11 protein-coding genes are annotated in these 12,130 nt (G+C 72.6%); 5 read left to right on the top strand and 6 right to left on the bottom strand.

The genetic code is table 11. The features are described from left to right. Both ACTUAL_RS12660 and ACTUAL_RS12655 read right to left on the bottom strand, forming a co-directional pair. A partial coding sequence (locus ACTUAL_RS12660) for a hypothetical protein (protein WP_440900372.1) occupies positions 1 to 314 on the bottom strand: 314 nt, incomplete at its 3' end. A 118-nt stretch (positions 315 to 432) separates the two neighbouring features. Further along, complete coding sequence (locus ACTUAL_RS12655; protein ID WP_440900371.1) at positions 433 to 1,047, bottom strand: DUF3558 family protein; 615 nt, start codon at positions 1,045 to 1,047, stop codon at positions 433 to 435. Between the two features lie 117 nt (positions 1,048 to 1,164). On the opposite strand from ACTUAL_RS12655, the gene ACTUAL_RS12650 reads away from it, so the two are divergent. After that, a complete protein-coding gene (locus ACTUAL_RS12650; protein ID WP_440900370.1) occupies positions 1,165 to 2,196 on the top strand; it encodes an alcohol dehydrogenase catalytic domain-containing protein in 1,032 nt (343 codons plus the stop codon). Between the two features lie 21 nt (positions 2,197 to 2,217). Here the strand turns inward: ACTUAL_RS12650 and ACTUAL_RS12645 are convergent, their stop codons facing one another. Beyond that, entirely contained in the window at positions 2,218 to 4,380 is a 2,163-nt protein-coding gene (locus ACTUAL_RS12645) for a putative bifunctional diguanylate cyclase/phosphodiesterase (RefSeq protein ID WP_177154560.1), read from the bottom strand. 335 nt (positions 4,381 to 4,715) lie between these two features. Between ACTUAL_RS12645 and ACTUAL_RS12640 the strand changes: the two genes are divergently transcribed. From ACTUAL_RS12640 to ACTUAL_RS12625, 4 genes are all read left to right on the top strand, one after another. Beyond that, positions 4,716 to 5,804, top strand: a complete 1,089-nt coding sequence (locus tag ACTUAL_RS12640) for a pentapeptide repeat-containing protein (RefSeq protein WP_440900369.1) — start codon at positions 4,716 to 4,718, stop codon at positions 5,802 to 5,804. Then, a complete protein-coding gene (locus ACTUAL_RS12635) occupies positions 5,801 to 6,784 on the top strand; it encodes a pentapeptide repeat-containing protein (protein WP_440900368.1) in 984 nt (327 codons plus the stop codon). The genes ACTUAL_RS12640 and ACTUAL_RS12635 overlap by 4 nt, the downstream gene beginning before the upstream one ends. Before the next feature lie 153 nt (positions 6,785 to 6,937). Then, the gene (locus ACTUAL_RS12630; protein ID WP_440900367.1) at positions 6,938 to 7,786 is read left to right on the top strand and encodes a lysozyme; all 849 of its coding nucleotides are present in this window, start codon (positions 6,938 to 6,940) and stop codon (positions 7,784 to 7,786) included. 124 nt (positions 7,787 to 7,910) lie between these two features. Beyond that, positions 7,911 to 8,699: a lysozyme gene (locus tag ACTUAL_RS12625; protein ID WP_096497354.1), complete on the top strand. Its 789-nt coding sequence runs from the start codon at positions 7,911 to 7,913 to the stop codon at positions 8,697 to 8,699. Between the two features lie 79 nt (positions 8,700 to 8,778). Here the strand turns inward: ACTUAL_RS12625 and purL are convergent, their stop codons facing one another. From purL to purS, 3 genes are read right to left on the bottom strand one after another with little or no spacing between them, the layout of a single operon-like run. Next, on the bottom strand, positions 8,779 to 11,037 hold the full coding sequence (purL, locus tag ACTUAL_RS12620) for a phosphoribosylformylglycinamidine synthase subunit PurL (protein ID WP_440900366.1): 2,259 nt from the start codon (positions 11,035 to 11,037) through the stop codon (positions 8,779 to 8,781). After that, a complete protein-coding gene (gene purQ, locus ACTUAL_RS12615) occupies positions 11,034 to 11,705 on the bottom strand; it encodes a phosphoribosylformylglycinamidine synthase subunit PurQ (RefSeq protein ID WP_096497356.1) in 672 nt (223 codons plus the stop codon). The genes purL and purQ overlap by 4 nt, the downstream gene beginning before the upstream one ends. Further along, positions 11,702 to 11,941: a phosphoribosylformylglycinamidine synthase subunit PurS gene (gene purS / locus ACTUAL_RS12610; protein ID WP_015805550.1), complete on the bottom strand. Its 240-nt coding sequence runs from the start codon at positions 11,939 to 11,941 to the stop codon at positions 11,702 to 11,704. The genes purQ and purS overlap by 4 nt, the downstream gene beginning before the upstream one ends. Positions 11,942 to 12,130: the final 189 nt, after the last annotated feature.

The raw sequence follows: 12,130 nt of genomic DNA, 5'->3' as shown, positions 1-12,130 counted from the left end.
TGGTCGATGACGCCCTGGATCTGCGCGCGGTACGCGACCAGCGCCTGCATCGCGGCGCTGTCGCCGGCGTCGAAGGTGTCGTGGTTGAACTTCTCCGCGGTCTCCTTGCTGACCGGGTCGCCTCCCCACGGCTTCGCCTTCACGCTGGGCTCGACCACTCGGAACTGGTCGTCGAAGTCGGCCAGCGCCTTCGAGAACAGCTCCCGAGCCTTCGGGATGGAACCCGCGTCGAGCTTCAACCTCCGCTGCGCACCGCTGTACGCGGGCAGCTGGCTCTGCGCGGACCCCCCGGCACCGCCATCCGCGATGACCACGACACACCCTCCTCGAAAGTCAATTCCCCTGCGCGCCTGCCTGGACGACTCTAACTCCGACGCGATGCGGGTGTCTCCAGTTCCCCCGGCAAGTCGAGTAGAACTACTTGACCATGAACTACCTGCTCATGAGCACTTGCAGCGAGTAGCTCGCCGCTTTCTCGAGCCTCGCGTGCAGCTCTTCCGGAGCCGGGTCCCCGGTGCGCTGGAAGTCCATCCGGAAATAGGCGATGTTGAACGAGAGCGCCTGCCCGTCCGCGACGTCCACCAGAAGTTCCCAGTACACCTGGAGCGTGTCACTCCGGTCGACGAGGTAGGTGGGGAACCCGTCGACCTGGCCGGGCTTCATCTTGTCGCCCGCGTTCATCCGCTCCCGGTAGTCGTCGACACCGGCGGCCTTGGAGACGGTGTACCCCAGCGACCAACCGGGGTACTCCTGCCAGATCATGCTGCAGGCGTAGAGGCCGTTGGCGGCGATGGGGGCGGGCTTGTTCTCCGTCGGCGGCCTGACCCCCAGCTCCGCGAGCTGGGCGTTGGTCAGCAGGACGTCGCACGTCTCCAGGCTCTTGAGGTCCAGCTCCTTCGGCCTGCTCACCGCGGGCTTCGCCGGCGAGGAGCTGGCCGACGACGGCGTCTCCGCCTTCGGCGTGCCCTCGGTGGTCCCCCCGCACGCCGACAGCGCCAGCGCGGCGGCCAGGACGGGCGCGGCGAGGCTCGGCAGTCTTCTCCCCATGCCGGTCAACGTAGCCGACCGGCGGCCCGCGAGCGCCCCGTTCGGGAGTGCCGCTCACAACGCCCGTCAGGCCCGACGAACCCGGCGGCGCGGCTCACGGGGACGTAGCCTCCTGCCGTGGCTGACGGGGTGCGGGCGGCGTGGGCGGTTCCCGGTGAGCCCGACCGGTGCGCGGTGGTCGGGCTGGACGTGGTCGAGCGGGCGGGCGAGGTGCTGGTGGCCGGGCGGTTGGCCGGCGTGTGCGCGACCGACGTGGAGATCGTGCGGGACGGGTTCGGGTGGGTCCCGCCCGGTCGGGACGGGCTGGTGCTGTTCCACGAGTCGCTCGGCGAGGTGCTGAGCGCGCCCGACGGCTCCGGGTTCGCGCCCGGCGACCTGGTGGCCGGGGTGGTGCGGCGGCCGGACCCCGAGCCGTGCGCGGCGTGCGCGGCCGACGCGTGGGACTTCTGCCGCAACGGGCGCTACCGCGAGCGCGGCATCAAGGAGCTGGACGGGTACGGGGCGCAGCGCTGGAGCGTGCCGCCCCGGTTCGCCGTCAAGCTCGACCCGGCGCTCGGCGACGCGGGCGTGCTGCTGGAACCGGCGTCGGTGGTGGCGAAGGCGTGGGCGCAGGCGGAGCTGCTGCGCTCCCGCGCGTTCGTGCCCGCCCGCACCGCGCTCGTGGTCGGCGCCGGTCCCGTCGGGCTGCTGGCGGCGCTGCTGGGCGTGCAGCGCGGGTACGACGTGCACGTGGTGGACCGGGTGGCCGACGGGGTGAAGCCGGACCTGGTGCGGGCGCTGGGCGCGACCTACCACCGCTCGGTCCCGGACCGGGAGGTCGACGTGGCGGTCGAGTGCACCGGGGTCGCCGAGCTGGCCTGGGAGTGCGCGCGGCGGGCGTCGGTGGTGGTGCTGGCGGGCATCTCCGGGGAGCACGGCCCTGCGGCGCTGGACCGGTCCGTGCTGGACGCCGCCGTGCTCGGCAACCGGGCCTTGATCGGCACGGTCAACGCGGGCCCCGACGACTACCGGAAGGCCGCCGCCGCGCTGGCCGACGCCGACCTCGGCTGGCTGCGCGGCCTGATCACCCGCCGGGTGCCGCTGGAGCGGTTCGCCGAGGCGTTCGAGAAGGCCGACGACGACGTGAAGGTGGTCGTCGACCTGGCCTGAGCGCGGGACCGCCGCGAGCGCTCAGCGCCGCAGCATCTCGTCGATGCCCTCCGGGGCCATCGGCTTGGCGTAGAACCACCCCTGCCCGGTGTCGCAGCCGATCCGGTGCAGCCGCTTGGCCTGCGACGGCGTCTCCACGCCCTCCGCCGTCACGCCGAGCCCGAGCGCGTGCGCGAGCTGCACCAGCGTGGACACGATCTGCGCGTCCACCGGGTCCTCCTCGTCGGCGGCCCGCAGGCCCTCCATGAACGACCCGGCGATCTTCAGCTCGTGCACCGGGAGGTGCTTGAGGTACGCCAGGTTCGAGTAGCCGGTGCCGAAGTCGTCGATCGCTATGCGCACGCCCATGTCCGACAGCGCCCGCAGCGCTTCGAGGGGCTCGTCGGCGGTGCCCATGATCGCGCTCTCGGTCAGCTCCAGCTGCAGGTGCCGGGGCGGCAGGCCGGTCTCGTCCAGGATGCGCTTGACGTCGCGCACCAGCTCCGGGTCGCGGGACTGCCGCACCGCCAGGTTCACGCTCACGTACGGTGCCAGCTCGGCGAACTCGTCCAGCCACCGCCGCCCCTGCTCGCACGCCTTGCGCAGCACCCACCGGCCCAGCGGGACGATCAGCCCGGTCTCCTCGGCCAGCTCGATGAACCGGTCCGGCGCGAGCCGCCCGAACTCCGGGTGCTGCCAGCGCACCAGCGCCTCCACGCCGACCACCCGCGCGTTCTCCAACCGCACCAGCGGCTGGTAGTCCACGTAGAACTCGTCGCGCTCCAGCGCGGCGGGCATGGTGGCGGACAGGGTGAAGCGGGCGATCTCCTTGGCGTTGCGGTCCGGGTCGTACAGCGCCCAGCGGGACTTGCCGTCCGCCTTGGCCCAGTACAGCGTGATGTCCGCGTCGCGCACCAGGTCGGGCGCGCTGGTGCCCTCCAGCCCGCGCTCGACGATGCCGATGGACGCGGACACGGTCAGCTCGTGCCCGCCGATGCGGATCGGGGACTCCAGCTCGCGCAGCACCCGGTCCGCGACGGCGACGATGTCGTCGGTGCGGGTGGAGTCCTCGACCAGGATCACGAACTCGTCGCCGCCCATGCGCGCCACGAGCTTGCCGTCGCCGGACACCGAGCGGTCCAGCCGCCTGCCGACCTCGACGAGCAGCTGGTCGCCGATGTCGTGCCCGAGGCTGTCGTTGATCACCTTGAACCCGTCGAGGTCCAGGTAGCACAGGCCGGCGCGGTGCTTGTCGGGGTTGCCGAAGACCCGGCTGAGCCGGTCCAGGAACAGGGCCCGGTTCGGCAGGCCGGTGAGCGGGTCGTGCAGCGCCTGGTAGCGCAGCCGGTTCTGCAGCAGGTGCCGGTCGGTGACGTCCTCGATCATGGCGACCTGGTACTGCGGGTCGCCGTGGTCGTCGCGCACCAGCGACAGCGTCAGGTGCGTCCACACCTGCTCGCCGTCGGCCCGCCGGAACCGCTTCTCCGCGCGGTAGTGGTCGCGCTCGCCCGCCGTGAGCTGGTCGTAGAGCCGCCACACCGACGGCCCGTCCTCCGGGTGCATCAGGTCGCGGATGTTGTGCTGCCGCATCTCCTCGACGCCGAACCCGAGCATGTCCTGCAGCGCCTGGTTGACGTCCAGGATGCGGCCCTCGACGTCCGCGATGCCGATGCCGATGGCGGCCTCGGTGAACATGGCGCGGAACCGGGCCTCGGAGGCGCGCAGCGCGGCCTCGGCCTGGTCGCGGGCGTCCAGCACGGCGGCGCGGATCGCCTCCTGCTCGGCGAGGGTGCGCTCGCGCAGGGCGCGCGCGTACCCGGCCGCGAGCGCACCCTGGAGGGCGGCGAGGCGGGTGCGGGTGGCGTCGTCGGCGGGGATGCCTAGCTCGGCGCACAGGTCGTCGCCCATGAGCTGCACGGTGCGACCGAGCGTGTCGGTGCCGGTGAAGTGCGCCTCGACCAGCCGGGCGCCGATCTCGTGGCCGGGCGCCGGGCGGAAGGGGGTGGCGAGCAGCGCGGCCACCAAGACCTCGGTGAGGGCGCGCAGGTGCTCGACCACCTCGGACCGGGTCATGGGCACGTAGCTGCTGCCTATGACGGCCGTCGCCCAGGTGCGCGCGAACGACTCGGCCCCGGCCCGCAGCGCCGGGTCGGTGTTGTGGGACCGCTCCGAGGGAGCCACCAGGTGTCCAGCCCGTTCCGTCATGTCCGTTCCGCGCCGCGCGGCTGCGCGAGGCCACGAACCGCAGCGCGGGGGCCCGTGCCGCGGCTCGGCGTGGCCCGCCGTCCGCCCAGCACCCCACCGTAACCCAGCGCGGGCCGCGCGTCCCCGCCCGCTTCGGCCCTCTGGCGCGACCTCCGGGCGGGGGCGGCCGGTTCCGGCTCGCCGGGCGCGGTGCTCGGCCGCTGCTGCACTGGGTCTCCGTTCGCGCGTGGTTACCCGCACATCATGGGCCACCGCGCTGGGTGACCGCACCGGACCGCCCCGCCGGTTCCCGATTCCGATCACCGAGGGCGTGGTGGGCGGGCAGAATCGCCCGCGTGGAGCACGTGTGGTGGATCGCGGGCGCGGTGGTGTCGCTGGTGGCGCTCGCGCTGGCGCTGGTGGAGCTGCGGAGCAAGCGGAAGCGGATGCTGGCCGCGACGCTGCTGGGGTCGGCGGGGGCCTTCCTGCTGGTGGCCGGGTGGTTGCTGGCGATCGACCCCGGCTCGCCCAAGCACGAGACGATCAAGACCGGCGGTCTGGCGGGCGGCGCCGTGGTGGCGCTGTACGCGCTGTGGCTCAACGACCGGCGGCGGCGCACCGACGAGGCCAAGCACGAGCTGGAGAGCCAGCGGGCCGAGCACGACCGGTCACGGGTGGCGGACGAGCGGTTCGCGAAGTCCGTGGAGCTGCTCGGGCACGACGCCGACCAGGTGCGGGTGGGCGCGATGCACGCGATGGCGGGGCTGGCGCGGTCCCGGCCGGAGTACGCGCAGACCGTGCTGGACGTGCTGTGCGCGTACCTGCGGCGCAAGCCGGAGGTCGTCGTGGGCGGGCAGTGGGACGGCGAGCAGCGGGAGGGGGACCGCGAGCAGGAGGTCAGGCTGACCGCGCAGCGCGTCGTCGCCGACCTGCTGCCCGCCGCCGACGCGCAGGACCCGCCGCGGTACCGGTTGGACCTGACCAACGCGCACCTGCGGTACTTCGACCTGTCGCACCGGGCGATCGGCTCGCTGGTGATGCGCGGCGCGGTGCTGACCGGGTCGAACTCCTTCCACCACGCGGTGTTCCACGGCGACGTCTGGCTCACCGGGACGGGGAGCGCGGGCGAGCTGCACCTGCACGACGCGGTGTTCCGGGAGCGGGCCTGGTTCAGCGGGTTCCGCTGCGACGGGCCGGTCTCGTTCGAGCGGACGAAGTTCCTCGGTCCCACCAAGTTCGCCGACGCCCGGTTCACCGGGGCGACCACCTTCGACGGGGCCCGGTTCACCGGGGACGCCGACTTCCGGGGCGCGCGGTTCACCGGCGGGGTGGTGCTGCCGACGGCGCTGAAGGCGCAGGCGCAGGGGGTTCGGGTGTCCGAGGAGCACGCGAACCGGCTGCCCGAGGGCTGGAAGGCCGGGCCGCGCGGGGAGGTCCGGTCGTGAGGCGGGTCAACAAGGGCCTGGTCGCCGCGATCGTGCTGTCGGTGCTGGCGACGGTGGGCGCGGCGGTGGGGCTGGTGCTGCTCGACCCCGGCCAGCCCAAGGGCGAGGCGATCAAGACCGGCGGGCTCGTCGGCGCGTCGGTCGTGGCCCTGTACGCGCTGTGGCTCAACGACCGGCGGCGGCGGGTCGACGAGGCCAAGCACGAGCTGGAGAGCGACAAGGTCGCCGACGAGCGGTTCGCGAGGGCCGTCGAGCTGCTCGGGCACGACGCCGACCAGGTGCGGGTGGGGGCGCTGCACGCGCTGGCCGGGCTGGCCCGCGCCACGCCGCGCTACCGGCAGACCGTGCTCGACGTGCTGTGCGCGTACCTGCGCAGGCCCTTCGAGCACCCCGCGTACGAGAAGAACCCCGACGACCCGGCGCGGTGGGGCGCCGCGCGGGGCACGGACGAGCAGGAGCTGGAGCGGACGGTCCGGCTGACCGCGCAGGGGTTGATCACCGACCTGCTGCCGTGGGGCCTGGACGACCCGGAGCAGCGCTTCAACCTGAACCTGTCCGGGGCGAACGTGGAGTACCTGCGCCTGGAGGGCCGCCGGGTCGGCCGGTGCGTGATGCGCCGGACCCGGTTCCACGGGGTCAGCCGGTTCGCCGGGGCCTCGTTCAGCAAGCCCGCGCTGTTCTCCGGGGCGGCGTTCCTGGGTCGGGTGGAGCTGCGGGACTGCGACTTCGCGGGTGGGCTCTCCCTGCAGGAGGCCGAGTTCCGGGCCGGGGTGGACGCGCGCGGGGCGCGGGTGGGGCAGTTCGCGCACCTGGCCGACGCGCCGCCGCCGGAGCTGCGCGGCGGGCTGCGGGTCGTCGGGGAGGTGTCGCTGCGCGGCGGGCCGCGTGCGGGCTGGAACCTGGAGGGCGACGCGCCTGCGGGGGACGACGCGCCGGGGCAGGGCGACGTGCCGGGGAAGGGCCCTGCCTCCCCGGCGTGAGCCCATCGTGCTGGGGTCCCCACCCCCTGACCCGTGAACCCCCTTCCGTCACGGTGCGTCTTTCCGGGTGACACACCGGATGCGTCGTAAGCCGTTCGGGCGGACCATCGGTGTGCCGGAAGCAGCAGCACCGCAGACCGATCGGGGGCTTCGATGACGCCGGAGGGCCGAACACGCAGGTGGGCGACCCGGTGGGGCCTGCCCGCCACCGCGGCGGCGGTGCTGCTCGCCGTGGCGCGCACCACCGCGCTGCACGCCGAACCGCTGCCCGACGAGGGGGCGCCGGAGGGCTCGGACCAGCACTACGCGGGCTCGGAGATCGCCAAGCGCGAGGGCTGGGCGAGCGCGCGCTCGGCGGCGGCGCCCGACCAGACGGGCACGGTGCCCGGCATGGACGTGAGCAGCCACCAGGGCGACGTGGACTGGGGGCGGCCGTGGGGCGACGGGGCGCGGTTCGCCTACGTCAAGGCGACCGAGGGCACCGGGTACACCAACCCGCACTTCCAGCAGCAGTACGACGGTTCGCGCGGTGTCGGCATGGTGCGCGGGGCGTACCACTTCGCGCTGCCCGACCGCTCGGACGGCGGGACCCAGGCCGACTACTTCGTGGACCACGGCGGCGGCTGGGCGGGCGACGGGATGACGCTGCCCGGCGCGCTGGACGTGGAGTACAACCCGTACGGGGACACCTGCTACGGCAAGGACCAGGACGCGATGGCCGAGTGGGTGCGGCAGTTCAGCGGCAGGCTCGCCGAGCGCACCGGGCGGCACGCGACGATCTACACGTCGACGAGCTGGTGGAACCAGTGCGTCGGCGACAAGCTGCGGCTGGGCGAGTCGAACCCGCTGTGGGTCGCGCACTACACCGACCAACTGGGGCAGCTGCCGCACGGCTGGGACTACCAGACGTTCTGGCAGTGGCAGGCCGCCGGTCAGTTCCCCGGCGACCAGAACCTGTTCAACGGCGACGCGGGCCAGCTGACCAGGCTCGCGACGGGCTGATCACCCGGATGCGCGCGCTGCTCCGTTTTCGTGAGCTATTAACAATCAGTCTGGTCATCTTGTTAGAAGTGCCGCACACTGCGGTCGAGTCACTCCTGCAGGCTCGACCACGAGGAGTCGAACGATGAGGCCACTCGTCCGACGCGCGGTCGCCGCGCTCGCCTGCGCCGCCGCCGCACTGTCCACATCGGCGTCACCGGCGTTGGCCCTGCCCGAGGGCGACCACGCGATGGGGTCCCAGATCGCCAAGCACGAGGGGGTCGTGGAACGGCGGGTCGCACCGCGCGGGCCGTCCGCCGCCGCGGCCGTCTACGGCATCGACGTCAGCAGCCACCAGGGCAACGTGGACTGGGGCGGGCAGTGGAACGCCGGTCGGCGCTTCGCGTACGTCAAGGCGACCGAGGGGACCACCTACAAGAACCCCTACTTCGCGCAGCAGTACAACGGCTCCTACAACGTCGGCATGATCCGGGGCGGCTACCACTTCGCGCTGCCGGGGAACTCCAGCGGCGCCGCGCAGGCCAACCACTTCGCGAGCAACGGCGGAGGCTGGTCGAGGGACGGGCGGACGCTGCCCGGCGCGCTGGACATGGAGTACAACCCGTACGGCAGCACCTGCTACGGCCTGTCCCCGGCCGCGATGACCGCCTGGATCAAGGACTTCAGCGACACCTACCGGTCGCGGACCGGGGTCTACCCGGTGATCTACACGTCCACGAGCTGGTGGAACCAGTGCGTGAGCGGGGACTTCAGCAGCACCAACCCGCTCTGGGTCGCGCGGTACGCGTCCACGGTCGGGACGCTGCCGCGCGGGTGGGGCGTCTACACGATGTGGCAGTACTCGTCGTCGCCGATCGACCAGAACGAGTTCAACGGCGGCTACGACCGGCTGCAGGCGCTCGCCTACAGCTGACCCGCGCCGACCGGCCGCACCACGCGGGCGGGGCCCGCCGGACCGAAGTCCGACGGGCCCCGCCCTCCGTGCGACTCGCTCAGTCGAACAGCGCCGGGAGGGTGCCCTCCCACGCCTCGCGCAGCTCGGCCAGGCCCAGCTCGCCGAGGCCCTGGAACTCGAGGGACTCCGACTCCGGGTCCACCACGCCGACCTTGCGCCACGGCAGGCCGCGCGCGGTGCACATGTCGGTGAACCGCAGCTCCTCGGAGCGCGGCACGGCCACCAGCACGCGGCCCGCGGACTCGCTGAACAGGTCGGTGAACTCGTCCTCGGCCAGGAAGACGCGCGCGCCGGTCTCGCCGATCAGGCAGGTCTCGACCAGCGCCTGCGCCAGGCCGCCCTCGGCCAGGTCGTGCGCGGCCGACACCATGCCGTCGCGGGAACCGGCGACCAGCACCTCGCCGAGCAGCTTCTCCCGCGCCAGGTCGACCTTCGGCGGCAGGCCGCCCAGGTGGCCGTGCACGACGTGCGCCCACTCGGAGCCGCCGAACTCGGGACGGGTGTCGCCGAGCAGCAGCAGCGTCTCGCCCGCCTCCGCGCCGATCCCGGTGGGGATGCGGCGGCGGACGTCGTCGATGACGCCGAGCACGCCCACGACCGGCGTCGGCAGGATCGCCGTGGAGCCGGTCTGGTTGTAGAAGCTGACGTTGCCACCGGTCACCGGGATGCCCAGCTCGGCGCAGCCGTCCGCGAGGCCCTTCACGGCCTGCTCGAACTGCCACATGACCGCCGGGTCCTCGGGCGAGCCGAAGTTCAGGCAGTTGGTGACCGCGACCGGGGTCGCGCCGGAGGTGGCGACGTTGCGGTACGCCTCGGCCAGCGCCAGCTGCGCGCCCGCGTACGGGTCGAGCTTGGTGTAGCGGCCGTTGCAGTCGGTGGACAGCGCCACGCCCCGGTTCGTGCTCTCGTCGATCCGGATCATGCCGGAGTCGGAGGGCTGGGCGAGCACCGTGCCGCCGCGCACGTAGCGGTCGTACTGCTGGGTGATCCAGCGCTTCGACGCCAGGTTCGGCGACGCGGCCTGGCTCTTGACCAGCGCCAGCAGCTCGTCGCGGGCCGGGCGGGGCAGCGAGTCGGGCGTGTTGGCCTGGAGCTCGTCCTGGTCGGCCGGGCGCTCGATCGGCCGGTTGTAGACCGGGCCCTCGTGCGCGACGGTGCGCGGCGGGACGTCCACCACGACCTCGTCGTTCCAGGTGATGACCAGGCGGTCCCCGTCGGTGACCTCGCCGATCTCGGTGGCGATGACGTCCCACTTGGCGCAGACGGCCATGAAGGCGTCGACGTCCTCGGGCCGCACGACCGCGCACATGCGCTCCTGCGACTCGCTGGAGAGCACCTCGGCGGGCGTCATGCCGGTGGCGCGCAGCGGGACGCGGTCGAGGTAGACGTGCATCCCGCCGTCACCGGCCGAGGCCAGCTCGGAGGTCGCGCAGGACAGGCCCGCGCCGCCGAGGTCCTGGATGCCGACGACGATGCGCTCGGCGAACAGCTCCAGGCAGCACTCGATCAGGACCTTCTCGGTGAACGGGTCGCCGACCTGCACGGCGGGCAGCTTCTTGCGCTTGCCCGCGGAGTCGTCGAACGTCTCGCTCGCCAGCACGGACACGCCGCCGATGCCGTCGAGGCCGGTGCGCGCGCCGAACAGGATGATCTTGTTGCCCGCGCCGGACGCGTGCGCCAGGTGCAGGTCCTCCACGCGCATCGCGCCGACGCACAGGGCGTTCAGCAGCGGGTTGCCCTGGTAGGACTCGTCGAACACGACCTCGCCGCCGATGTTCGGCAGGCCCAGGCAGTTGCCGTAGCCGCCGACGCCCGCGACGATCCCGTGCACGACGCGGCGGGTGTCCTCCGCGTCGGGCGCGCCGAAGCGCAGCGGGTCCATCACGGCCAGCGGGCGGGCGCCCATCGCGAGGATGTCGCGCACGATGCCGCCCACGCCGGTCGCGGCGCCCTGGTAGGGCTCCACGTAGGACGGGTGGTTGTGGCTCTCCGCCTTGAACGTGATGGCCCAGCCGTCGCCGATGTCGACGACGCCCGCGTTCTCGCCGATGCCCGCGAGCATCTTCGAGCGCATCTCGTCCGTGGTGGTCTCGCCGAAGTACTTCAGGTGCACCTTGGACGACTTGTAGGAGCAGTGCTCGCTCCACATGACCGAGTACATCGCCAGCTCGGCGTCCGTGGGCCTGCGGCCCAGGATCTCCTTGATGCGGGCGTACTCGTCGTCCTTGAGGCCCAGCTCCTTGTAGGGCTGGTCCTGGTCGGGGGTCGCGAGCGCGGTGTCGACGGTGTCGGTCACGCCTTCACCACCGAGTCGATCAGGGAGAAGAACATGCCCAGTCCGTCGTCCGTGGGGCCGGTGAGCGCGTCGATGGCGTGCTCGGGGTGCGGCATGAGGCCGACCACGCGACCGTTCGCGCTCGTGATGCCCGCGATGTTGTTGCGGGAGCCGTTGGGGTTGTCGCCGACGTAGCGGAACACCACGCGGCCCTCGCCCTCCAGCTCGTCCAGGGTGGCCTGGTCGGCCTGGTAGCCGCCCTCGCCGGACTTGAGCGGCACGAGGATCTCGGCGCCGTCGTCGTAGCGGGTGGTCCAGGCGGTCGAGGTGTTCTCCACCTTGAGCCACTGGTCGCGGCACACGAAGTGCAGCTTGTCGTTGCGGGTCAGCGCGCCGGGGAGCAGGTGCGCCTCGCAGAGGATCTGGAAGCCGTTGCAGATGCCCAGCACCGGCATCCCGCCCCTGGCGGCGGTGACGACCTCCTGCATGACCGGGGCGAACCGGGCGATCGCGCCGCAGCGCAGGTAGTCGCCGTAGGAGAAGCCACCGGGCACGATGACCGCGTCGACGCCCTTGAGGTCGGCGTCGGCGTGCCAGAGGCTGACCGCCTCCCCGCCCGCGTAGGTGACGGCGCGGGCCGCGTCGACGTCGTCGAGCGTGCCGGGGAAGGTGATGACGCCGACCCTCATGCCTCGACCCGCCGGACGACCCAGTCCTCGATCACGGGGTTCGCCAGGAAGGTCTCGGCGATCTTGGCGAGCGTGGCGTCGTCGACGTCGTCGGCGACCTCCAGCTCGAAGTGCTTGCCCTGGCGGACACTGGTGACGCCCTCGAACCCGAGACGGGGCAGCGCGTTGGCCACCGCCTGTCCTTGCGGGTCGAGGATCTCGGGCTTCGGCATGACGTCGACGACGACTCGGGCCACGACAGGCTGCTCCCTGGTGGAGGGCGTGCGGTACCGCGCAACCGTACCTGAGCTGGGTGTTCATCGAGTTCACAGGTGGCGTGGGGCACAGGTTCACCTGATCGTGGGGGTGGAAAGGGCTGCTTAGGAAGCTTTCGGCTCAGCTAAGCTGATGGCAGCTTCGGCCCGTAAGCCGAGGAAGTGAGCACG

It is taken from the genome of Actinosynnema sp., assembly GCF_052038725.1.
The sequence above is the reverse complement of the archived record's forward strand: the minus strand, read 5'-3'. Positions and strand labels throughout refer to the sequence as shown.